General features: G+C 45.8%; 16 protein-coding genes and 1 pseudogene. 9 read left to right on the top strand and 8 right to left on the bottom strand.

Annotated features, from left to right (window positions below; translation table 11 throughout):
• The first annotated feature begins 219 nt into the window (after positions 1 to 219).
• On the top strand, positions 220 to 1479 hold the full coding sequence (locus tag RIE73_RS22310; protein WP_446403276.1) for a DUF3747 domain-containing protein: 1260 nt from the start codon (positions 220 to 222) through the stop codon (positions 1477 to 1479).
• 696 nt (positions 1480 to 2175) lie between these two features.
• Here RIE73_RS22310 and RIE73_RS22305 read toward each other — a convergent pair.
• Both RIE73_RS22305 and RIE73_RS22300 read right to left on the bottom strand, forming a co-directional pair.
• Entirely contained in the window at positions 2176 to 3285 is a 1110-nt protein-coding gene (locus RIE73_RS22305; protein ID WP_446403275.1) for a hybrid sensor histidine kinase/response regulator, read from the bottom strand.
• 169 nt (positions 3286 to 3454) lie between these two features.
• On the bottom strand, positions 3455 to 6748 hold the full coding sequence (locus tag RIE73_RS22300) for a PAS domain-containing sensor histidine kinase (RefSeq protein ID WP_446403274.1): 3294 nt from the start codon (positions 6746 to 6748) through the stop codon (positions 3455 to 3457).
• Positions 6749 to 7136: 388 nt separating this feature from the next.
• Here RIE73_RS22300 and RIE73_RS22295 point away from each other — a divergent pair, with 388 nt between their 5' ends.
• The 4 genes from RIE73_RS22295 (at position 7137) to RIE73_RS22280 (ending at position 10641) form a co-directional block, all read left to right on the top strand.
• Positions 7137 to 7802: a class I SAM-dependent methyltransferase gene (locus tag RIE73_RS22295; RefSeq protein WP_446403273.1), complete on the top strand. Its 666-nt coding sequence runs from the start codon at positions 7137 to 7139 to the stop codon at positions 7800 to 7802.
• A 156-nt stretch (positions 7803 to 7958) separates the two neighbouring features.
• Positions 7959 to 9086 (top strand): tetratricopeptide repeat protein, encoded by a 1128-nt coding sequence (locus tag RIE73_RS22290; RefSeq protein WP_446403272.1) that lies wholly within the window; start codon positions 7959 to 7961, stop codon positions 9084 to 9086.
• A gap of 237 nt (positions 9087 to 9323) precedes the next feature.
• Positions 9324 to 9620: a hypothetical protein gene (locus tag RIE73_RS22285; RefSeq protein ID WP_446403271.1), complete on the top strand. Its 297-nt coding sequence runs from the start codon at positions 9324 to 9326 to the stop codon at positions 9618 to 9620.
• Positions 9577 to 10641: a tetratricopeptide repeat protein gene (locus tag RIE73_RS22280; RefSeq protein ID WP_446403270.1), complete on the top strand. Its 1065-nt coding sequence runs from the start codon at positions 9577 to 9579 to the stop codon at positions 10639 to 10641. The genes RIE73_RS22285 and RIE73_RS22280 overlap by 44 nt, the downstream gene beginning before the upstream one ends.
• Positions 10642 to 10841: 200 nt before the next feature.
• Here RIE73_RS22280 and trxB read toward each other — a convergent pair whose 3' ends face one another.
• The 5 genes and pseudogenes from trxB to RIE73_RS22255 form a co-directional block, all read right to left on the bottom strand.
• Complete coding sequence (gene trxB, locus RIE73_RS22275) at positions 10842 to 12233, bottom strand: thioredoxin-disulfide reductase (RefSeq protein ID WP_446403269.1); 1392 nt, start codon at positions 12231 to 12233, stop codon at positions 10842 to 10844.
• Between the two features lie 67 nt (positions 12234 to 12300).
• The gene (locus RIE73_RS22270; RefSeq protein ID WP_446403268.1) at positions 12301 to 13416 is read right to left on the bottom strand and encodes an Rpn family recombination-promoting nuclease/putative transposase; all 1116 of its coding nucleotides are present in this window, start codon (positions 13414 to 13416) and stop codon (positions 12301 to 12303) included.
• A gap of 345 nt (positions 13417 to 13761) precedes the next feature.
• Complete coding sequence (locus RIE73_RS22265; protein WP_446403267.1) at positions 13762 to 15573, bottom strand: hypothetical protein; 1812 nt, start codon at positions 15571 to 15573, stop codon at positions 13762 to 13764.
• A 43-nt stretch (positions 15574 to 15616) separates the two neighbouring features.
• Complete coding sequence (locus tag RIE73_RS22260; RefSeq protein ID WP_446403266.1) at positions 15617 to 16876, bottom strand: RNA-guided endonuclease InsQ/TnpB family protein; 1260 nt, start codon at positions 16874 to 16876, stop codon at positions 15617 to 15619.
• A 161-nt stretch (positions 16877 to 17037) separates the two neighbouring features.
• A pseudogene (locus tag RIE73_RS22255) lies at positions 17038 to 17247 on the bottom strand (hypothetical protein); the annotation flags it as partial.
• 699 nt (positions 17248 to 17946) lie between these two features.
• Here RIE73_RS22255 and RIE73_RS22250 point away from each other — a divergent pair.
• The 4 genes from RIE73_RS22250 to RIE73_RS22235 all read left to right on the top strand — a co-directional run bounded on the left by RIE73_RS22250 (position 17947) and on the right by RIE73_RS22235 (position 23558).
• Entirely contained in the window at positions 17947 to 18249 is a 303-nt protein-coding gene (locus tag RIE73_RS22250; protein ID WP_446403265.1) for a hypothetical protein, read from the top strand.
• A gap of 782 nt (positions 18250 to 19031) precedes the next feature.
• The gene (locus tag RIE73_RS22245) at positions 19032 to 19661 is read left to right on the top strand and encodes a precorrin-8X methylmutase (protein WP_446403264.1); all 630 of its coding nucleotides are present in this window, start codon (positions 19032 to 19034) and stop codon (positions 19659 to 19661) included.
• Between the two features lie 246 nt (positions 19662 to 19907).
• Positions 19908 to 22277 carry a putative PEP-binding protein gene (locus tag RIE73_RS22240; RefSeq protein WP_446403263.1) on the top strand — a complete coding sequence of 790 codons (2370 nt, stop codon included), beginning with the start codon at positions 19908 to 19910 and terminating at the stop codon, positions 22275 to 22277.
• Positions 22278 to 22721: 444 nt separating this feature from the next.
• Complete coding sequence (locus tag RIE73_RS22235; protein ID WP_446403262.1) at positions 22722 to 23558, top strand: PEP-CTERM sorting domain-containing protein; 837 nt, start codon at positions 22722 to 22724, stop codon at positions 23556 to 23558.
• A 234-nt stretch (positions 23559 to 23792) separates the two neighbouring features.
• On the opposite strand, the gene RIE73_RS22230 is transcribed toward RIE73_RS22235, so the two are convergent.
• Positions 23793 to 24965, bottom strand: coding sequence for a GTPase (locus RIE73_RS22230; protein WP_446403261.1), 1173 nt, complete (start codon positions 24963 to 24965; stop codon positions 23793 to 23795).
• Between the last annotated feature and the right edge of the window lie 49 nt (positions 24966 to 25014).

Below are 25014 nucleotides of genomic sequence, written 5' to 3'. Positions count from 1 at the left end.
TCCCCGATCATGGGTAAGGGTTCCAGGAACAGGGGTTCAGCTTGTGATAGTTTCTCTTGTTTCACAGGGGTACACCTGATCGGATTGATTGTTACGAGATATTAAATAAACCCTAAGTACCGAGGAATCTGGGAAACTTTTATAGGTCTAAGTCATCACAGACTTTGTGCAGAGGAAAGTTTTGAAGGACTATAAACCTACAAGGATTGAAGCGGACAAATGAGAAAGCGTGCATTTTTTACACAAGTAGCCACCCTAGCCACAATCGCCCTATCTAGCCTAATCGCCAATAAATCCGTGGCGGCGACATTTGAGCAAATTCCGGTTGATCAAAGCAAATTTATTGCGGTTGCTGCACCTTTTGGCGAGAGTTCCCATCAACTGCTGATTATTGAACAAAAAAGCAATGCGCGGCAGTGTTGGCGTGAAAGTGGCAGTAATCCGGTTATCGTTGATCCCTTATTATTAAACTTTGACTTTAGCGGAATTTGCGGACGTAGTACCGATAGTAATGGCTATTCAATCCGCATGGCGGGTGAAGATTTGGGCTTAGATTATTTACTCAGAATCGTTGAACGCGATGGGGAATTAGTATTGGTAGGGACCAATAGCCGCGATCGCAGCGCCCCAGAGGTTATAGTGGGTAGAACCCAAGGATTAGCGAATGGGTTTGTCAAGATCGTTTTAGAACCCGGTTGGGACTTTGCCCGACGTTCCTATCAAGGTAAACCATTGGGTCATATTTATCTGGCAAATAGTCAACCCTTAAGCAGTATTGGTACAGGTGGCGGTTCCGGTACAGGGTCTAACCCAGGTACAGGTTCCGGTACGGGGTCTAATCCAGGGTCTAACCCAGGCACAGGTTCAGGAACTGGCAATCCAACAGTGACATTTCCCGATGTTGCCAATGACATTTATGCCAATGAAATTCAGCAAGCCGTGGCAATGGGATTTATTGCCGGATTCAGAGAGGATAACACATTCAGACCGCAAGCGGCTTTAACTCGTGAACAATTGGTTTCGATTATTTTTGAGGCACTGAATCAACTTCCCAACGCTGATTTAGAACTGCCTGATCAAGTTACCTTTGCCCCTTATCCTGATGTTAATCCCTCTCGATGGAGTGCGGCAAAAATTCAATGGGCGCGGGATAATAATATTATCAGTGGTTATGCGGATGGCAAATTTCGACCCACCCAACCTGTAACTCGTGCTGAACTGATGGCAATGGAACGACGGGCGGCGGAGTTTGCGCTAACCCTGCAAGGTCAGCCACCCACGCTGACAGCCAATCAGTCTGCTTTACAGTTTAGCGATATTCAGGGTCATTGGGCAGATGCGCTGATTACCCAAATGTCGGCTTATTGTCGAGTGGCGTCTCCGTTGAATGAAAGGGGAAGTGCTTTTTCTCCCAATAGCCAAGCCCAACGGAATTATGCGGCGGCGGCGACGGTGCGAATGCTTAATTGTGTGAAATGATTTGTCATTCGTCATTGGTCATTGGTCATTGGTTATAGCACTACGCATTGAGGTTAGGACAATAAAATTGGGTAAAAAGGGAATAGGGAATAGGCAATAGGCTGCCCGTAGTGCGATAAATCGGATTCTCTTGCTCCCCTCTTGCTCCCCTCTTGCTCCCCTCTCCCAAGCTTGGGAGAGGGGCTGGGGGTGAGGGCTGGCTTGGGTGAGGGCTGGCTTGAGACCCGCTGCAAAAATGAACACAATTGACCGATAAAATTTATCGGGTCGCCCTGCATCAGGTATCAGAAAAACCCAGAAAAATAGACATGAACCCTTGCCTAAAATCAACCCATTAATTTTATCGACGTAACCCTGAATCGCGTAGGATTAATTATCGGAAACTGTCACATCAATTCTATCGATATCAATTCAACGGTAGGGGCGACCCGCTGCAAAAATGAACACAATTGACCGATAAATTTTATCGGGTCGCCCTGCATTAGGTATCAGAAAAAACCAGGAAAATCGACATGAACCATTGCCTAAAATTGACCCATAAATTTTCTGGTCAAAACGCAACAATCAACACTATTTCAACGGTGATGTCACGGTAAAGGTTGTGTGGTCTGGGCGGGTTTAGTTACATCTGGGTGAGGGGAAAAACGATAATAGTGAAACCCGCCCCTACACAAACACCTTCATCAAAGGTATGGGTCAACCATCAACACTATTCAACGGTAAGGTAACAGTAAACGTTGTGCCGACATTAACTTCACTGTCTACCCTAATTTCACCGCCATGAATGTCCACGCAGCGCTTGACGATGGACAGTCCTAAACCTGTTCCTTTAATTGTGCCGACATTGCTGGCACGATGGAAGGATTCAAACAGGTTCTTTTGTGCCTCTGGAGGAATGCCAATTCCACTGTCTTGAATCTGGAACGTGACACTGGTATCGCTACTGAATAAATTAAACTTAACCACGCCGCCTTCGGGGGAGTATTTGACCGCATTCGCCAGTAAATTAGAGAGGATGTGGCGCAATAGGTTAACGTCTAGACAAGCCTCGCTGACTTCACCTTGGTGGTTAAAGATAATTTGGTATTGTTCCCCAGCATTGGTCTGGATTTCTTCGACTAAGTTATGACAAAATTCAACTAAATTGATGGGAATAAGTTGAAGATCAACTTTTCCAGACTCGGCTCGACCAATCAGTAAAACGTCATCCAACAACTGGATCATCTGGTTTACGGATAGTTTAATTTGCCGCAAATGCTTTTCTTTTTTGGCGTCCATGCTATCCCGACAATAGCGTTCCAGCAGATCATTTGAGGAACTAATTGTGGTGAGGGGGGTGCGGAATTCATGGGAGGTGATGGCGATAAACTGAGTTTTCAGTTGGTTTAATTCTTTTTCTTTGGCTAAGGCTAACCGCAGCCGTTCTTCAGACTGATGGCGCGAGAGGGCAATTTCAATCGTGGTTTGCAGTTCGTCTTCTTGGAAGGGTTTGAGCAGATAACCAAAGGGGGCGGTTATTTTGGCTCGCTCTAAGGTATGTCCATCACCATGGGCAGTCAGATAGACGACGGGAATATTTAGACGTTGACTAATCTCCTTGGCGGCTTCAACTCCATCCAGTTTTCCGGGGAGTCGGATATCCATGAGAACTAAGTCGGGTTTGGTTTGAGTTGCGGTGGCGATCGCCTCTTCTCCCGTCGTCACTATCCCCACGACGTCATACCCTAATGCCTGCAAAGTGGTTTCAATATCAAAAGCCACAATTTCTTCATCTTCTACAATCAGCAGCTTCGCATTCGATATCATGATGATTGCTTCCTTGTTAGTCCAAAGTGGGTTAAGTTAACTCAGCATTGCCCCTCCTAGACAAGTTTATATCCTGGCTAATATATAAGATAATTTTATTGATATATCCACAACCAATTATGTATTTTAGGATACATACCTGGCTCGATGCCAAAAAGTTAAAGGTTGTTTATGAGAAGGAGCAATTCTGGTTAAAGCTAAAAACAATTATAAATTGAGTTCCCTGTTTGCGATCGAGTTTGATCTCACCGTTGAGTTGCTTAGTCAATCGGCACACAAGCTGTAAGCCTAGAGACGAGGTTTGCCTAAAATCCACGTCCTCTGGGAAACCAATGCCATTATCACCGATAATCAAGCATAACTGTTCTTGGTGGACAGAGGATAGAGAGTCTGAAGTGGCGTTTGTTAAGTTGTTTTCCCCATCTTCCCTATCTCCAATGGCACTGACTTTAGAGTTTGTAGTCAGCGCTTCAGCGCTTATGGCACTAAAGTGACTACTACGAACCCAGCTTAAGTCAGCGACATTCCCCCCATCTCCCTGATCCTCCCCTTCGCCTTCATTCGTTCCTCCTACAGTCTGGAGAGTGATGCCAATCTCACCATTGCGGGAGTCGGGGAAGGCATATTTTAAGGAATTGGATACTAATTCATTAATAATTAACCCACAGGGAATGGCGGTATCAATCGACAGCGAAACGGGAGCAATCGTCAGATTAAAGGTAATCCCTTTTTGCCTTGCTCCATAGCAGCGAGAGAGAGAATCGACCAGACTTTGGATATAAGCGCCAAAGTTAATCTTAGATAAATTCTCAGACTGATACAGTTTTTCGTGAATCAGTGCCATGGCTTGCACTCGATTTTGACTTTCTTGCAAAAGGTCTAAGATTTCGGGTGCTTTCAGTTTTCTTGTCTGTAAGCGCAACAAGCTGGAGATAATTTGTAGATTATTCTTGACCCGATGGTGAATTTCTTTTAGCAGCGTTTCTTTTTCAATTAAGGACGCTTGAATTTGAGCTTCTGCTTGCTGGCGTTGGGTAATATCGCGCCAGGTTACGGCTAACCCATCATCGAAACGAACAGCACGAATATCGAAGGCTTGTCTCAAGTGTTGAGAATGGGATAAATCATCATCGAAGAGTAATTCTTTAACCAACGGTTGACCCGTTTCCATAACCTGACAGTAGGCATCGAATAACTCATCTTGATAAGCAGGAGGCAAAACTGAGTAGATTCGTTGACCGATCTGCACGGGTTGAGTAAAGCAGTTAGACCGATTCGTAGCATCATTAATATACTCAATCACAAAATCAATAATTTGACCCGAATCATCACGAATCGGTTTATACAAACCAAAGCAATCTAATATATTATCCAGTGAAGTTTGGAATCGGTGTTCACTTTGGCTTAATTCAGATTGCAATTGATGCTGGTGAGTCATATCTTCGATCATGGCAACACAAAATACAGGTTCGCCAATCAAGTCGCGCAGCACCGCAACGGTTAGATTTGCCCAGACAATCTCACCATTCTTTTTAAAATAGCGCTTCTGCATCCGGAAACTATCGATTTGACCCTGATCAATTTGTTCCATGTAGTGTAAATCACGTCCTAAGTCATCAGGATGGGTAAAATCGTCAAAGGTAAGCGACTTTATTTCTGACTCAGAATATCCCAGCGTCTGATAATAAGCGGGATTGACTTGAATAAACTGATGGGTATGAAAGTTGATCAGGGACATACAAATGGGAGCATGATCAAAAATTTGCCGGAATTGTTGTTCTCTTTTTTGTAAGGCGATTTCTGTTTGTTTACGCTCTGTGATATCCTGAGCAATTCCGGCAATGCGGTAAATTTCACCTTGTTCATTGTAGATGGGAAAGGCGCGATCGCGAATCCAACGAATTTCCCCATTGGGTCGTATTATCCGATACTCTTCATCATACGTGCCTAACACCTCTTTAGAGATAGCGCTGCCAATGCGATCGCGATCATCGGGGTGAACTCTATGCAACCAAGATAGGCAATCCTCATCAAAAGAAGCACAGGGTTGATCCCAAATTGTTTCGTAAGCCGGACTAATATAAATGTTTTTGGTCTTCTCTACATTTGTCATCCAGAAAACATCCTGAATATTCTCAGCAAACTGACGAAATTTTTCTTCACTCTGGCGTAATGCGGCTTCAGTTTGCTTGAGATTTGTGATATCGAGAATTGTTCCAAATACACCAATGATCTGGTTGTCTGAGTTTAAAGTCGGTTTCCCTTTAGCGAAAATGTGGCGAATTGAACCATCAGGACGAATCAGTCGATAGTTTAATTTGTAGGGTTGCTTATGTTGGATACTATAGGCAACGGTTTGGGTAAAATGTTTGCGGTCATCAGGATGAGTAATCTGGTGTATCAGTTGTGTATAAGTCGGTTCACCGTGATGGGGATCTCGACCAAAAATCCGGAATGTTTCGGCTGACCAAGTAATTTTATGAGTCGCCATATCATAATGCCAATGACCCAGATGAGCTAGTTCTTCTGCTTCTGCAAGTTTAGCTTGACTTTGGCGTAAATTTTCTTCAACTTGCTTGCGATCGGTGATATCTTCAGCAATTCCTACATTGCGGTTAATCTGTCCAGAATCATCGAGAATTGGCAAAGTACGCGCCCAAATCCAACGCTGTTCACCATTGGGTTGAATAATCCGATATTCTTGCTCAAAGGGTTTGTCCCAGACGTGAGTTTGCCATTCGGTAATCACGCGATCGCGATCCTCCGGATGAATCCTATCTTGCCAAGAATTTGGCTGTTGATAGAGGGAGTCACAAGAAAGTCCCCAGATTTTTTCGTAAGCTGGACTGACATAGATCATCTGGTCAACCGTGCGGATAAATAAGACTTCCCGCAGGGTTTCGGCAATTTGGCGCAAGTTTTGTTCGCTTTCTTTTAATTTAGTGTTGACGCGCTGACAAGATTGAATTTCTTTAACCAATTTCTGACTGGTGTGGCGTAAATCCAGGGTGCGCTGATTCAGGTTAGATATCAGTATTTTATTGAAGAAGTGAGAAAGATTAAGTTCTGCTTGTCTGCGTTCGCTAATGTCCAGGCTACTGCTGATTAACCGATAAATCCGCGACTCTTGATCATATAAAGGCGTGAGCGTGGTTAACCACCAACTATCCTGAGATTGGCAATAATTTTCATAGACAATTGCACGTCTCTCCTGAACGCATCGAGTATAGTTATCCACGATAGCAGTTGCTTCATCCGCCGGAAAAATCTGTTCAGGGGATTTGTTTTTTACTTCCTCTAAACCTTTACCCATCCATCGTTCAGATGCCGGATTCATCTCCACGAAACGAAATTCATTAGAGGGTAAAACATCAATTACCGTAATCGGATGAGCAACGCCTTGATAAATACTCTCTAGGAATTGATTTCGTTGTTGAAGTTGGGCGTGGGTTTGTGGTTCCATTTTTCACTAAAGTGGCTAGGGTGTAGGGGCGGGTTTGACTACTATTGTGTCTTATCTCACCCAAATACAGCAGTTTGCTCTGCTATGCGGTACATTTTCGATCCCCCTAAATCCCCCATGGAACAAAAAGCGAAGCATCCTTTGGTCTCCCCCTTTTTAAGGGGGACGGAAGGGGGATCTAAAAGGGGGACTTTGATCTCCTGTACTTTATTACAGAATTAAGCGCTGTATAACTAAACCCGCCCTGACTTGACCCTTAGGTAGATTGGCACGTATTGGAAAATGTGCTAAAAGTCAACATAACAGAGTTAGATCGGATAGATATCAATATCTGCATCCTGCGATCGCGGCTACCCTAGCCCTCCTGCTTCCCTGTTTCCTATTGCCTATGTCTAACAAAACCCTAGGTTTAGATACTCCACTGTATAAATACCTATTATCGGTGTCCTTGCGAGAACCCGATATCCTGCAAAAATTACGGCAAGAAACCGCCACCCATCCAGATAGCGCCATGCAAATCGCCCCGGAACAAGGGCAGTTTATGGCATTATTGGTTCAGCTCATGGGTGCCAAGAAAACCTTAGAAATTGGCGTATTTACAGGTTATAGTGCTTTAGCCGTCGCCTTAGCCTTACCCGATGATGGCAAAATTGTCACCTGTGATGTGAGTGAAGACTATACCGCCATTGCCCGTCGTTACTGGGACGCCGCCGGAGTCTCGGATAAAATAGACTTGCGATTAGCACCTGCTTTAGAGACATTAGACGACCTATTAGCCGCAGGACAAGCAGAAACCTTTGATTTTGCGTTTATCGATGCCGATAAAGTCAATTATCTAGCCTACTATGAGCGATCGCTGCAATTAATTCGTCCAGGGGGTTTAATTGCCATTGATAATGTCCTCTGGGGTGGGCGAGTGGCTGATCCTCAGATGCAAGATAAAAACACCGCCGCGATTCGGGCATTGAATCAAGCCATTAGTCAAGATGAACAGGTAATCTTAAGTTTAGTCCCCATTGCCGATGGATTAACCTTGGCATTGAAGCGGCGGTGAACTGATAAACTTGATCATTATAAGTAAGTAAGTCAGACAAAAGAAAACGGTACTGTATTAAGTGCAAGTAAATCGCCCTCAAACCCTTACTGTTCCCTGTTCCCAGTTAAGAGTTCTCTAATCTCAACCGTTAACTTTAATTGTGTCCACCTACTTATGAGTGATCCCAAAGCCGTTAAATTCATCATTCAACAAGGAATGCGCTGTTTGCAGGGGGGAGACTTTGACGCCGCCGTCGCCCTGTTCCAAGATGCGGTGAAGCTTACCCCGGAAAATGGGGAGGTTTGGGCAAGTTTGGGACTCGCCCTGGGACATTTGCAGCGACATGAAGAAGCGATCGCCAGTTTTGACCAAGCGGGGGTGTTAAATCCCCAGGATGCGAGTATATGGTTGAATCGAGGCATCGTTTTGTCAGACTGGGGAAAGCATGAAGCCGCGATCGCCAGTTTCGATCAAGTGATTGAACGAGAACCCCAGCATCCTGAAGCCTGGAACTCTCGCGGGACTTCCCTGATGATTCTGGGACGCAACAAAGAAGCCTTGGCAAGTTTCGATCAAGCGATCGCCTGTAATCCCAACTACGATAAAGCCTGGAGTAATCGCGGTAACGCCTTAACCAATCTCGGACGCCACAAAGCCGCCCTCAAGAGTTTCGACAAAGCCCTGCAAATTAGTCCCAATCACCCAGAAATCTGGTACAACCAAGGCTGTCTATTGATGCAACTCCAGAAACGGGACGATGCGATCGCGTCTTTTAACAAAGCATTGGAACTCAAACCTAATCATATCGGCAGTTGGATTAATAAAGGGATCGTCATTTCGGAAATGGGTCGTGAAAAAGAGGCATTACTCTACTACGAGAAAGCGTTAGAATTCGACCCCAATGAAACCCATTGCTGGAATAATCGAGGACTTACTATGCGGCGATTGGGACGTTTACAAGATGCTGTCGCTAGCTATGATCGGGCGTTAGAATGTATGCCTGAGAATTATGAAGCGTGGGACAATCGCGGCTATGCTTTAGTTAAGATGGGGCGCTATCGGGAGGCGATGGCAAGTTTTGACAAGGCGTTAGAAATGAATCCTGATCATATTAACGCGGTTTATAACAAAGGGTATTGTTACGCCGCCCAAGGTAAAGTGACATTGGCGGTGAATTATATTGAACAGGCGATTAAGGTAAATCCCCAGAAATACCTACCCGTCGCTCAAACTGACCCCGATTTAGCACGATTACGGAAAAATAAGCGGTTTCAGAAGCTAATTGGGCGTGGGAAGGCTTAAGCTGTTTAGCACTTAAACTTTAGGATCAAGAATAATATCAAGAATTGCACAATCCTTGTAGTGCAACCATCTTGGTCGTTACCCATACTTTTTAGACATTCAACCCAACCTCTATGCAGCCTTTAACAATTGGGGAGGAATCAATAGCAGGTGCATCTCGTTAAAGGGAATAACCAGGAAATCCTCAAAGTGATTTGGGGGAGCAACGCACCATAATTTTCAATTTGGTGTGGGAGGATGTCACTAACTGATCCGGATTTGGGGGAGTTGGGGAAGAATAAGCCATTAAAGGCGTTGATCAAGCAAGTGAGGAGACAAACCGAAGCCGTGAACGATCGCGGTTCTGATTGCCCTACCCTAAACCCTAAACCCCCCATTCTTTCCCAACTCCGAATGTATTGCACTCAATCGAGAATCGTGAGAACGTTTCCCCTCAACGCTGCAACCTTTAAACCCAGGTTAAAAGCCTCTCATAGCAAAAAATACATCGATGAGTACTCTCCTTCTAGAAAACCCTCAAGCCGCAAACGTTAGTTACAATCATCCCCTGGAAGTCACCACCCATGAAGCTTGGTATAATCTGGGTATTGTATTGATCCAGTCTGGACAGTTTGAAGAAGCGATCGCTACCCTGGATCAAGTGTTAGAACGTGAACCGAACTTGTATCAACTGTGGTATAATCGCGGGATTGCACTGGATAAGGCAGGACGCCATCAAGAGGCGATCGCTAGTTACGACAAGGCGGTGAAATTGCAACCCGACTTTTATCCCGCTTGGTACAATCGAGGCAATGCCCTAGTGAATTTAGAACAGTATGAAACGGCAAGCATTAGCTATGATAACGCCCTAGACCTTAAACCGAACCTACATCAAGGGTGGTACAACCGAGGCAATGTTCTGTTTAGCTTACAACGCTTTACCGAAGCCATCGCTAGCTATCAAGAAGCCCTAAAAATTAAGCCAGATAAATACGAAGCCTGGTATAACCAAGGACATGCTTGGGTACATGTAAAACAGTACCAAGAAGCCCTCGCCAACTATGACGAAGCCTTAAAAATTAAACCCGATGCTCATGAAGCTTGGAACAACCGAGGAGGAGTGCTATATCGCCTTGACCGTTTTCCAGAAGCCGTGGCGAGTTACAATGAAGCCCTGAAACTTAAGTATCAACAACCCAGTACTTGGTATTATCGGGGCAATGCTCTTGTCAACTTGAGACACTTTCAAGATGCTGTAGCCAGTTATGACGAAGCCTTGAAAATTAAGCCCGATAAATATGAGGCTTGGTATAATCGAGGGTATGCATTTTTACAATTAGAAGACTACTCAGAAGCATTGGTTAGCTTTGATAAAGTGATCGCGTTAAAACCCAACAATGCGAATGCGTTTTACAATAAAGCCTGCTGTTATGCCTTGCAAGGCAATGTTGACCAGGCGATCGAAAACCTACAAAAAACGCTTAATCTGAGTCCTGATCAATACCGAGAGTTAGCTAAAAATGACTCTGATTTAGCGAGTATTCGGCAGGATCAGCGATTCCAACAATTAATCTAGTGCCATGACCCAGCTAAAATTGTGCAATAGATTTTACTGTTAGAATGGGCGCACGCCGTGCGCCCCTACAATTCTAATTCACCATTTTAGGTGGGTCAGCCCAGTAGGGTGCGTTAGCGCAGCGTAACGCACCATTCTATCTGTGGTTTCCCCAGCTTCCCAGACGTAGCATGCTACGTCTCTACATGCTTCTCCCACCACTATCTAGCTGTTGAAACTTCGGCGGGTAGGTATTTCTCAATCATCTGACGGTATTCGCTTTTTTGTTTTAATCCCTTGAGTTGATCTAAAATCTCTTTGTCTTTAAAAAATTGTACCGTGGGAGTCCCAGTCACCATGGCATTTTCCGCAATTTCGGGTTCTGCTTCAATATCGACCTCGACAAAGTGAATTTTGCCCTCATATTCATCCACCACTTTATTTAAAATTGGCTTCAGGGTATGGCAAGGACCACAGTTGGGTGACACATACTTAACCATAATCAGGCGATCGCTCTCATGGAAGAGTTTGCGTAAGCCATAACCGCCAACATGCCGGGTTTTGTTGATATCAAAGGTTGCTTCTGTATCTGCTATCGGTTTCTCATCCGCCGTCTGGGTAGGTTGTTCAGATTCGGGTTGCTGGTGATACTCCTGAATCAAGTTATTGGCAGACAACCAGCGTTCGGCTAACATAGCTGCCATACAGCCCGTTCCCGCCGCCGTAACCGCTTGGCGAAATTCATGGTCTTGCACATCACCCGCTGCATAAACCCCTTCTACGCTGGTTTCCACAGAACCCGGTTTGGTAATAACATAGCCCACGTCATCCAGGTCAAGTTGTCCTTGAAACAGGGAGGTATTGGGAGTGTGACCGATCGCGTAAAATAATCCTTTAACCTGTAACTCGCTCTCCTCACCGGTTTGGTTGTTATGGAGTTTAACCCCACTCATCCGACCCTTTTCGCCAAACACATCCACCGCCTCGGTATTCCAGTGAACGGTGATATTGGGGTTATTTAACACTCTATCTTGCATGGTTTTCGATGCCCGCAGTTGGTCACGACGCACCAATAAATGCACATGATCCCCGTATTTGGTTAAATACACCGCTTCTTCCGCCGCCGAGTCACCCCCACCCACCACGGCTAGGGATTGACCATGAAACAGGGGAGTCGCACCATCGCAAATCGCACAGGCGGAGATTCCATGACTCCAGAATTGATGTTCACTGGGGAGTCCTAAACGTTTGGCGGTGGCACCGGTGGCAATTACAATACTGTGGGCTTGGACTTCTCGCTCATCAGAACGGATAATAAAAGGACGCCGACTCAAATCTACAGACGTGACATCCTCGGTGTAGCATTCTGTCCCCCAGCGTTCAGCTTGGGCTTTCATCCGTTCCATCAGTTGCGGACCGGTGATCCCTTCGGGGAAACCGGGAAAGTTCTCTACATCAGTTGTCGTCATTAACTGACCGCCAGGAAGTCCCCCGGCTTGGAAGCCTTCAAACATTACGGGTTTAAGGTTAGCACGGGCGGCGTAAATGGCAGCGGTGTAACCCGCAGGACCTGAACCGATAATCACCAAGTTTTCTACAGTAGGATTAGGCATATAAATAAACTCATAACGACTCCGTTTAACGTTCTAGTATAGCGGTTTTTGAGGGTTGAGTTGGAAATTATCTCCCTTCAATCCCCTGTTGCAACATTTGTTTGGTGAGAAGAGAGGAAGGGATGTTCAGGGTATCGGGGTAAGTTTTCAAGATGGTTTCAACGGTAGCTTGCCATAAATCAGAGAGGACTTGACGCCAAGCCTGACGCTGGATGGTATATGATTCCTGATTACACCATTGTGTGATCGCCTCGGATAAATCTTCAATCTGATCCGGTACAGGTGCAACCCACTGCTTTAACTGTGCCAAATCTTGGGCTGAAAACAGGTCACGTTGGTTATTTAAGAGTTCGATAAAAGCGGCAAACTTTTGTTGCTGAAATAACCCTTCTGTCTGTTGCACAACCTCTAGCGGTAAATCTTGCAACTGGGCAATTTGCGACAAACTTAAGCCAAATTCTATCATGCGCGGTATCGCGGTTAACTTGGCTTTCAGTTCACCCCGGTACTCACCTATCTGCTCACCTTCTTCTAAGGCTTCTTGATAAACTTTAGTCTGCTTGAGTTCACTTAAGCTGAACATTGCTTCAATCTCCTCGCGGCTTTTGTGTGGTAACTTGTAAACAATGATTGTCTCAATTAAGTTGATCAGGTTGCGCTGAGTTGCTTGATCATCGATTTGGGCTTGAGCTTGTGCGATTAAGCGTCTTGCCCGTTCGGGTGCGGTTTCCTCATCCTCAATCACCAGCTTAACCATCTCAATCCCAAGTGAACCCGATGAGGTTTCTCCTAATTCATCAATATAAATGCGTTTGACTCGATTGAGGGCAAGGATTTCACCAAATTGAAACCTCTGTTCTCGTTCAATCCTACGAGTGGGATAGATCACGACAACCTGCCAAGGATGAGGCGGTTGGTATTGCCTCAAGTAGAGAAAGAGTTCACCAAATAATCGATAGTATAACTCCTCATCGGGTTGAAATTGAACTTCCAGCAGATAGAACGGTTTTTCTGCGTCTTCCGTCGTGGGTAAGAACAAGCCGTCTAACCGGAAGGAAAGTTGTTTGATTTCACGGGAGGTGAATTCATAGATGGCGGCTTCCTCTGGCGAAGAATCGATGAGTTCAAATAAAATGGCTGGAAATTCGAGAAACAGGTTATAGAAGATAGTGTCGGTTTTCACGCTGAATTGCCGAAAATGGACGCTCTGAACATGGGTCTACTATGCCCGGAGCGATCGCGAAAAATTCCTATCACCGTCATCTTGACAAATTGACATCTTTACCCAGCCAGTACGTAGTCGGACAAAATTAAAGTTAACGGTTGAGATTAGGCAACAGGGAACAGGGAACAGGCAACAGTAAGGGTTTGAGGCTTGTTAACATTTCTTAGTACAGCGTACAGAATTTATTCAAGGGTTAAAATTTTTGAATTTTTCCCTTTATCAGGTATGTAATTTTTTGCACTTCAACTTGAATTGCGGAGTCTGGAGTTTTATACTGTTGCCATAAACGTAAATCTTAATCGTTTAGCGATCGCGTCTTGGTTTTAGGATACACTCTGCCTCTAGAACCATCAATCCTGGCGTTTCCAAAACCGCACAATCGCTGCTCAACGATGCCAAAATAGGTTGTTTCCCAGCTTCAAGTTGGGCTATGGCTTGATTCGCCGCAGGTTGGTATTGCATCAACCAAGAATCATTCGCAATCGATTCGGCGGTTAACGGTGCAGTCGGTAGCAGCCAAAAATCAATCCCGTACTTTTGGATAAACTCCTGGACAATCGCCAAATCGGAACTATATTGTGCCTCAATTAAATCCGACATCCGCTGGCGAAATTGGCGATAATAACCCCAATGATAGGGAATCGCGTATTCACGTCCGACTAAAATTGAGCGTTGGGCGAATGTGGGTAAATTATTGGCTTCTTCCACTAACGAGGCAATTTTACTGTCCTTGGGTTGCTGTTGAAAAAACTCATATAATGTCGGCACATTGCCACTAATATAAGCCGTCCAAGGAAAGGTATTTAGAACCAAGTGAGGATAGCCTAGTAAGGTAATTCCGATTACACTGGTTAAACCCAATGCCCAAACTGATCCCAGTTTGACCGTAGAGACGCGCCATGGTGCGTCTCTACACGCGAAAACCCTGTCCAGAATTAGGGTAATAACGATTGCTGCCGCCAGCGCGATCGCAATCCGTAAGCTATGCTGAGTATAACGGCTGGGTAGGTGTAGTTTGAACAGCAGAACATGGGCGGCTAAAAATAAAATAGCTGACGCCAATAAGAACTTGACTAAGACTCCCATCTTCCCAGTTACCTGCTTGGCGAGGGGAAAGCGAGAGGGAAAGCGTAACATAACAGGTAATAGCAAACCCAAATAACTCAGAGGCGGCGCTAAGGCGGTATCAATACGGATACCACTGCGTCCATTAAACCAGAATGACCAAGCATCGTTAACAAAAAAGCGCGTTCGCCCTTGAGATAAGAAATCGGGTAAATCTTTGGCTTGTGCAGCCGTGATTACCGGGGCAAATTCTGACAGACTAATCGCGTAGGGTAATAACACCGCAAACGCCACCGCCAAACCCGTGAAACAGAACCAATAATCGCGGCGATTTTGAGACAGATAGGGAATTTTTCGGTTAAATCGCCACAACTGCAAAATTAGAAACACCGCGCAGACTAGCACTAATGAGGGATAGAATAATCCTAACAGCGCGATCGCGATTCCTGTCCCGATTAGCGACTGGCGCATCCGATAATACAAAAACGCCAACAGGATGGGATAGATAAACGCCTTGGGAGTTCCCGATATCAACCCATCCTGCATCCACAAATTTTGATTCAGCAGTACAGAGGCGATAAATCCAGTCAGAGGTATGGGTAACAATTGCACCGCCACGCCAAAACAGTAACCCGTGGTAACTAATCCCAAAACCAAAGGCAAAACTTTACTCAAAACAATCGGATCAATGCCAATTCCTGCCATAAAATGGTACAGGGCGCGATAGCCTAACGGTGCAACCGATTGGAAATAATCGGCGATTATATCATTCGGAAATAATGCTGGGTCTAAAAATCGCCGCATCCAGAAGATATGCTGTCGCGCATCATCCTGCACCACGTATTCGCTGCTGAAAGCAGACTGAAAAGCTAAAACACCGTAAAGCGTAGCAACGAGAAGGCTTAGAATCAACCAAAATCGGATAGTATTGCTTGACTTATCCGTTATTGTCTCAGCCAGAAATTGATCAAAACGCATCGTTTTTAATTGGGTGGCGTTTTCAAAATACAATCTGCCTGTAGCACAGTGAACCTTCTTGTCTCGTGACATCCTCCCACACCAAATTGAAAATTATGGTGTGGGCTTCCCCAAATCACTTTGAGGATTTCCTGGTTATTCCCTTTCGGGGTTTCGCCACTTGCCTAGATTGAGTTACCTCAACCCCCGGTAGATCGGCTGCACAGGCAGTTTCCTTTCCCGATAGCCCATCGGTATTAATTAACTCTATCCCTCGGTTTCTGATTACCTGACCACTAGCAACATCCCTATCGGTTTTATAGCCGCAATGAGGGCAATCATGTACCCGGACACTCAGGTCTTTTTTCACTTCACCTTTACATTCGGGACACTCCTGAGAAGTACCCCTGGCATCAACAACAGCAAAAAACTTTCCTCGTTTCCAGCACACATATTGGGTGATGGTCTTCAATTGACCAAACCCCGCATCAAGCATCTGCTTACCCAACATCCCTTTGGCACTAACTCTATAGTCTAAATCTTCCATGAAAACCATATCACCAGCGTCGCAAAGGGCGTGAGCTTGCTTGAAGTGAAAGTCTTTCCTGATATTGTCAATGTAGTGGTGAAGTCGGGCAACCTTGAGTCGTTGTTTCTCGTAATTTTTTGACCGCTTTTGTTTTCGCTTACGCCTGCGTTGCAGCAATCTCAGCTTGCTTTGCAGCGTTTTAAAAAACTTAGGCGGACGGACAACAACTCCATCGCTGGTTGCCAAAAACTTCTCTAGTCCCACATCTACCCCAATTGGGTGTCCATGAGGTTTTGGGTCGGGGACACTGACATTGCACTGGATGTTGATACATGCATACCACTTATCGGCTTTTCTTGTAATTCGCACCTGTTTAACCGTAAAACCAGATGGAATAGGGCGGTGCAGGTTGATTGGGATTGTCCCCAATTTTGGCAGCTTGATATGAAGGTTCGTTACTGGATTTTCCTTAAACTGTGGAAACAGCAATGATTTGAACTGCCCAACCTTCTTAAACCTAGGAAAGCCAAACCCACGAGATTTAAAGTAGTCCCAAGCTTTATGCAGTTGCTTTATTGCCTGTTGCAGGACTTGAGAGGGAACCTCTTTTAATTTGGGGTATTCCTTCTTAGCCTTTGGCAAATTGTTAAGCTGCCTCACTTCACCGGGAAATGGGGTTTCTGCTGGGATGATGTACTCATACATTAAGGAGCATCTATCAATCAAACATTTGCGACTATTGCACCAATCTTTTATCTCCCCCAGCGCATAGTTGTATGCACGGCGGCAAATCTCCATCCACTCAATCAATTGCTGTTCTTGAGCGGTATCTGGATAGATTCGGTAGCGATAGTTAAATGTCAGCATGCCCTTATTATACAGCGCTTACCAGTTAACTGTGTAGCTTTAAGTGTTAATTTAAGGGGTTAAATACCCCTTAAATTAACCTGGGGGAGTGAAGGCATCCCACACTGTAATCTTTGATTTCAGTGTGGGTCTTATCGCTCCCCCAGACCCCTACAGACAGATAACGCTGGGTCTAAAAACCGCCGCATCCAGAAGACATGCTGTCGCGCATCGTCCTGGACAACATACTCACTACTGAAGACTTGTTGCAGAGCCAAAATACTGTAAAGTGCTGCAAAAGTTAGGCTAAGGGTAAACCAAAAGATGACCTTAGGACTAGATTTCTTGTCAGTTGTGGCAGTTAGAAACTGGCACAGGTAGTGTACCCACATATTTATTTAGAGACTAGGAAAAACAGTGATTTGAGTGGAGGAGAGGTTGAGCTTGAGTGATCATCTGAACCACTTGGGGATTATATCGGTTTTATGTTGACGTTTGTGCCATCACCCTGGAACTTGAACACTGACAATACAGCAGAGAGTACCACAAAACGCCAGGGCGATAAACCATGGTTACGAATTCCAGAAGCCGAGGCAACCTTACTCACATCAATCGGTTCAATTCCTATCCCTGTCCAGAAAGGCTACAGGATGCCATATCTGAACAGTGCAACCGATGGGAGGAAGTAATCGGCAATTATCTCATTGGCAAATAACTTTGTAAACATCGCCCTATCCAGACGACATGCTGTCGCGTATCATCCTACTGGCGGCTGGAGGCAAAGTCTGCCGAGAAATTGTTAAGAAAGATGTGAGTAATGCATAGTTTTGATAAGGGGGGATGGGTCAAAGCCCGCGTCAATTCACCAACAGCTTCATGGAATTTGCCGTTAGACTAACTTACGTTCGCCTGCACGGATTGGCTCAAAAGCCAGGATGAGTCAAACCTGACGGGAGCAACTTTTGTTGGTGACGCCACCATTACGTCCAGAGAAACCGAAGCAAGGGTCTATAACCCCCGATCAAGAATGGCGTTTATAATAAAGAGTAGACAGAAAAATTAATTTGAACTCAGTCAACTGAGAGAAACCAATGCGGAAACCCGTACTTGTCGTTTTATTTATTTTAGGGCTAGTATTATCAACCACACTTCGACTAGCTCCCGCGCAAGCGACAACCCCTGATTCCCAAGTGTATACCTGGGGGTTTGTGCGTCCCGGAAGTCAGCAATTAGTTTGTAAGCAGATTACGATTCATCCAGAAAAAGAGGTGGTTTCCCCAACCTCGCATCATAAATCGGTAAAGATGTCCTCGCGATCGACAATTGTTGAGGATCGCTATTGTTCCCATTTAACCGCTTCTGGCGAAAGCAAGTTCTCCACCGCCCGCCTTTAATGATATCCACCTACTTATCCAGTCAGCTTTAGCTGACTTTAGCTTTAAGCCTTGGGTTTAAACCCAAGGCGGTTGGTGAGACTCAAACTTTACCGTCTCTAGGTTATTGCCAAGACGACATCCCAGGTGGCAATATTAATTTAATCTATCAACCCAAAGAACACGATGCTGAAAGCCGTAGTTGTAGTTCTAGTGGTGGCAGAGCTAGTATTATTGACTGCGTTCCGACTAGCTCCAGCGCAAGCAACCCCCTCTGATTCCCAAATCTATACCTGGGGTTTTGTCCGTCCTGGAAGCCAGCACTTGGTTTGTAAGCGGATTACTATCCATCCGGAAAAAGAGGTTGTTTCCCAAACCTCGCACCATAAATCGATAAAGATGTCCTCTAAATCTAAAATTGTTGAGGATAGCTATTGTTCCCATTTAACCAAACCGTCTCTCTAGCGTCGATTGGGTAAGAGTCGGTGATGTTCCAGACGGGTCAGGCTACGTCTATACCAGGGGTTCAAGACATAATCCAGATCATGACCCGACCCCAGAGAAAGGGCGACCCGACCCCATTGAGTGGATTGGTGTTGTTAATTAATGCAAGCGGGTCGCCCCTACAGGTCTGATTAATTTGTATTACACGCTACATTATCTTTCAAAGGCAAAATGCGCGATCGCAAGCCGTTTCAGTCTACAGAATGTCAGAATAATTTGATAAGCTATCTAGGAAGCTGACCTAGAGTCAGCCTTAACGTTGTCACGGCTCAAAAATCGGGTTGGGATTGAGAGACACCATGGAATGGCACGGAACAGATGCTCAAAGTTTGGCAATTATCGATCGCGAAATTGGCGCTCATACCTTTTCACCCGCCGAATACGAACTTGTGCGCCGGGTGATTTATGCCACAGCCGACTTTGAGTATCAAAAGCTGATTCGGTTTTCCGAACGTGCGTTACAAGCAGGTGCGGCGGCGCTAGCGGCTCGAACTACAATTGTGGTAGATGTGCCGATGGTACAGGTGGGAATTACGCCTCACATCCAAGAAACCTTTGCCAATCCCGTCTATTGCAGCATGGAAGCCATCACCCGCCCGCAAAAAGAAAAGACAAAGGCGGCTTGGGGAATTCAAACCCTAGCCAGACGTTACCCAGAAGGGATTTTTGTGGTAGGTCAAGCCCAAACAGCGCTAACCGCGTTGGTGGAACTAATTGAAGCCGAGGAAATCCGCCCCGCCTTGGTCATTGGTACACCTTCAGGATTTGTGGAGGTCGATGTTGCCAAATCCCGACTCGAAGATTCCTTAGTACCCCATATTCGCATCGAAGGGCGTAAAGGGTCATCGGTCGTCGCGGCGGCTATTGTGAATGGACTGGTAGACTTAGCATGGCAGGCGTATGGGCAGGATAGTGCAGGTGTCAGTTGATACCTTAGGAACTTGAAGATGAGCCAATGTCCATGCTACTCAACGCCTTGATAGCTAAAGGTTTTAGACTTGTGCAGCAAGCCCTAATCTAGTCCGTGCAGGCGGACTACCCTTCGGGAAGGCTTGGTCTATGTTGGTGTAGACTTCCAGTCGCCATAGCAAAAAGGGGTTTACTCAACACTGTAGCTCACTCCAGTTTCCGTTATTCTAGATCACTTAACCGCGAGTGGCATTCCAACGCAAATTGTGGACAATCTCTACTGGCTGGATCAGATTCAACCATCACAACGTTCCCTGGTGGGAGAAAAAGCCTTTGGCTTAAGTCAACTTGGGCAACAAGGGTATCCAGTTCTTCCTGGCTTTGTGATTCCAGCGATCGCGTTTTGGCAAGTCATCGCTGATTTAAGTCAATCTGAACCATTGTTAGCCGATTTACCGCAGTCCTCGTTATACGTGAATGTTGATAATCCCCGTCAGTTACAACAGGTTGCTCAACATATTCGCCAAGTGATTACCTCTGCCACTGTACCAGAAGGTTGGCGAGTGCCGATTCTGGATGCGGCTAAAACTCTAGACACCCCCGCCCTGATTTTACAGCCATCCCTGTCATTTCCTGAGGTGCGATCGCGGATGGCGATGTCCACTGATCCAGTTAACCGCGAAGACTGGCTAGAATCTGCGCCAATTCCAGAACTGTTGGCATCTCATTATTGCCGCCAACAGCCAGATGTTCTAATCCATACCGTAAAACAGGTGTGGGCAGAACTGTTTCGCGCCAAAAGCCTATTTTACTGGCAACGTGTCGGCATTGGACTGGATCAGATTAAGTTAGCGGTTCTGGTACAACCAACCGATGAAACTGTCGCGTCTGGCGTCATCCAAGCGCAATCTGATCTCTGGCAGATCCAAGCCACCTGGGGACTCGGTATGGCGATTACTCAGGGTAAAGTATTACCGGATACCTATCAAATCGCGATTCCTACCCATCACATTTTGCTCAATCAACGGGGAAATAAAACCCTCGCCTATCGACTTAACCCAGAACCGACAGGAAATGTCGTGCAAGCTTATCCTCTCCACCCGGTAGAACAACAGCAGCCTGTGTTGGATGATAACGCTTGGCAACAGATTATGGCGTTATCCGCAAAACTGCAAACCCAACTCAATCCCCCCTTTTCTTTTGACTGGACTCTTTGTAAAATTCCTAACACTCCAGAACCTCAGCTATACGTGACTCAATTTCGCCCTCAGTCCGCTTCTTCCTCTCCATCCTTCCTATCCCAACCTCAACCACTGCGAGGATTACCGGCGGCGTCGGGACAGGTAAAAGCGGTGGCACAGGTGATGATGGGGGAGGAACAGGATTGGCAAGCGATCCCCCCAGATCGGATTTTAGTGACGCAAACAATTGCTCCCGATTGGCTGCCGATGTTAAGGCAAGCCGCAGGTGTGGTGACGGAACAGGGGGGAATGACGTCTCATGCGGCAATTGTGGCGCGGGAATTGGGGATTCCGGCGGTGGTTAGTGTCGCGGGGATTACCCAATTGGTACAAACGGGGGAGGTACTATTGGTAGATGGCGATCGCGGCGAAATTCAACGTTTAGCCAGGGATGCCAAAGAAGAGGCTGGAGAAGCTGTAGATGTCGCCGTTGAAAACCGAGAAAGGCGATCGCACAGAGAATATAACCGATTTCCTATTGCCACTCAATTGTTGGTGAATCTTAGCCAAACCCAATCTCTGGAACGAATTCGGGATTTGCCGATTGATGGGATTGGTTTATTGCGATCAGAATTGATGATTTTGGACGTATTGGATAATCAACCCCCTCAGGAATGGTTGCGACAAGGGCGGAAACAGGAGTTAGTCACCCGCCTTTCTCAATTGATGATGCAGTTTGCGGCGGCGTTGATGCCACGACCTGTATTTTATCGCTCTTTGGATTGGGGTGAAGCGGAATTGATCCATGGGGATACGTCGGATGTGACGGGTTCGACATTTCCCGTCGTGAATGCGATGTTAGGGCGACGGGGAACGTATCGCTATTTACATGATCCGACGAGTTTTGATTTGGAACTGGCGGCATTAAATCAACTTTATGCTCAGGGATATAGTAATGTTCAACTCATGTTGCCGTTTGTGCGAACCGTTGAAGAGTTTGCCTTTTGTCGTCGTCGGGTGGAACAAGCGGGATTAATGGATAATCCTCAGTTTCAACTTTGGATTATGGCAGAAGTGCCATCGGTACTGTTTTTATTGCCGGATTATGTTAGGGCGGGTGTGCAGGGAATCTCGATTGGTACGAATGATTTGACGCAATTATTATTAGCCGCCGATCGCAATTTGGGGGAGTTGGGTTCCCGACTCGATGGACGTCATCCCGCCGTCATGAGAGCAATTAAGCAATTGATCGATATGGCAAAGGAGGCGGGGATTCCTTGTGCAATCTGTGGTCAAGCCCCAGCCCAGTATCCGGAATTGGTTGAATCCTTGGTGGAATGGGGGATTCAATCGATTTCTGTGGATGTCAGTGATGTGGAAGCAACTTATCACGCGATCGCTCGGGCTGAACAACGGTTACTTTTAGACGCCGCACGGCACTCTTTCAATGGATAAGTAGGGCTTGCTGAATAAGTCTTGTGGTGGGGAGAGGGAATAGGCAATGGGCAATGGGCAATGGGCAATGGTTTCAACCCTCTGTCGAGGGAAAATTTGGTGCTTAGGTCGGCTTGCAATTCCAGGCTGCAAGAGGGTTGTCTCCTACAGCCTATAATTTTAACAATATCTTTACCAAACTATTTTAATTATAAAGCTTGGTTGAAGTTGATTGAAACTTTGTAACTTTAACCCTTACATCCGACAACCCCTAATAGGTTGACGATAATCAATTGTCCCAGTTCAGTCACCCCAAACAAGATCAGTTTCATCCCTTGACTACTGATCTCAAACTGAGTGTGACACTTCAAAATCATAAAAGCGATCATGAGAGTAGTCAAGATACTTTAAGCGAGGGAAACTGACATGAAAAAGTGGCTATCTGTTTTAACTTCAAAAACAACCATGAAACCACTCGTCAATTCACTCACTTGGGCAACGTTAGGCTCTTTAGTTGCCGTTTCTGTCATCGCACCAAAAGCTGAGGCTGTCACGATTAAGGGGAATTTCAAAGGCGGAGTGGCACCCAGCAATGCAGTTGGGGGAGGTAATTTAATGGATATTTTCCAGGCGGCGGCTGATTGGTGGGAACTAGCAATTCAGGATGATTTGACTGTAAACATTGACTTGAGATGGGAGCCGTTGGAGGATAATGTCTTAGGAGTGGCGATAACACCGATTAGTTTTCCCATTACAGAAGCGACTATTCAGGTTAACAATAATGGCAGCATCAATTGGTTTTTAGACTCTACCCCGAAACAAAACGAAGAATTTCAAATCTTTGAAGAGACTAGGGAAGATTTTGGGGGAGGAGAAATTAATATAGGGCGTATTTATACAGCGAACAGTGGTAACGCTTTGGGCAACGTCGATTTGTTTACCACTGTCAAGCATGAAATTGGACATGCATTAGGTTTTAATAAAGACAATCCTGACTTTGGCGATCCGATTGTGCTCAGTGAACCCCTTCCCTTTAGGGGGACAAAAATACCAACGTCTCCAGAGGGGGGCGGACATATTGACCGACCGACAACCCTATTATCAACAACCTTTGGAGCAAGTCAGCGAATCATTGCGTCTGAGGTGGATATTCTGGGAGTTGCCCAAGTGAATGGGTTTGAGCAGGTCAATCTCAATCCAGTTCATACTGTCCCTGAACCCCTAACTGTTCTCGGTTCAGTCACCGCTCTGGGTTTAGGCGTCTTGCTCAAACGACAGCATTCAAAACAACAAGATAATTGACTTCTCCCTGGCATATAGCACTACGCATTGAGGTTAGGACAATAAAATTAGGTGAAAAGGCAATAGGGAATAGGCAATAGGCAACAGAGTAATGTTCTAACGTATGCCCGTAATGCTATAAATGACCAGAAATTCTCAAAGGCTGGTGGGCAATGCCCACCCTACGGTATATCAAGGGTTTTGATGCTCCCCAAAGGCAAATTTTCAGTGCCATTGACCCTTAAGAGGGTTGACTTATTCAATATCAATTTGGCGAGGAGGTGTGAGGGGTTCCTCTTTCAATGTTTTTTGACCAGTTCTGGCATAGAATTTATATTGTTCAACAATAATTTTTGCCAGTTCAGAGAGAGGAATTTCGTGTCCTTCCAGTTTGCGTTTCAGATAATATTTGAGAGACTCGATATATGCCAAACCCAGCGCCAAGGTTAAAGCGGCGGCGGTAGAAGCGGAAATTGCACCGCCCACAATTGTCCCAGCACCCGGTATCATTTTAAGTAAGTTCGCCGCGATCGCTCGACCCACAGTTGCCACACCGCCCACGCCGACAATCGCCGAGAGTACGGTGCTGGTAAAGGCGCGATCAAAGGGTAAGCCAAAGATAGCGGTGATATTTGCCAGCATCACGGTTTGCATGGTGACTAATATCGGTGCATCAGAAAAAGGAATCGGAGACGCACCGACTAATGCAGAACCCGCCACATATCCCGTCACATATTTAAATGCTTCCCCAGCTTTTAAGGTAATATTGCGACTCTGTTCTCTCAGAAATGCCTTACGTGCTTCGGTAGACAGAAGATTAGCCGTTACTTCAACCAGATGGTCTAAACCATGGACTTTAATTGTATACTCATCATCGATGGGTTTAGGCTGGGCGAGAACCGCAACAATCTGAGAAACGGGTAAGTTTTTACTATCTAAAAAGACTTGAAACTCGCTGCGCTTTCGGGTTAAGGTTTGGGTTAAGACTAAAATAATCGGTACATCTTGCAAGTTGAGCGTCTTCAGCCATGCTTCCTCAACTTCATCAAACCGTCCCGCCTCATGTTCTAAACAGTACCAAATCACATGAATATGCTCTTGGGCGGCTTGTAACCGTTGCGTGTCAATAAGTTCCGCAACATCTAAGCGCACCTGTTGAATCTGTTCGGGATTGAGTTCCAGTCCAGGGGTATCATAAACGGTGATCGGACAGCCTTTTTTGCGGTAGCGTCGGATAGTTTGGGTCACTGGGTAGCCAACTCCCGTTTCTGCCAGACGAGATTGGAAAATCGCATTAATCAGCGTACTTTTGCCCACACCCGTTTTGCCAATGACCAATACATTACACTGTCCGGTGTCCTTTCCGGCGTCTTCGTAGGCTTCGCTCATTTTGTCCAAAAGCTGATCAACTGAAAAATCCTCTGCCATTCCCAGTCATTCCTTGGTCGTTGTCTGAGATAGAACCACGCTATCCACT

The organism is Coleofasciculus sp. C1-SOL-03 (genome assembly GCF_040220555.1).
Lineage (GTDB): Bacteria > Cyanobacteriota > Cyanobacteriia > Cyanobacteriales > Coleofasciculaceae > Coleofasciculus.
This window is presented reverse-complemented; position numbering and strand designations above follow the sequence as displayed.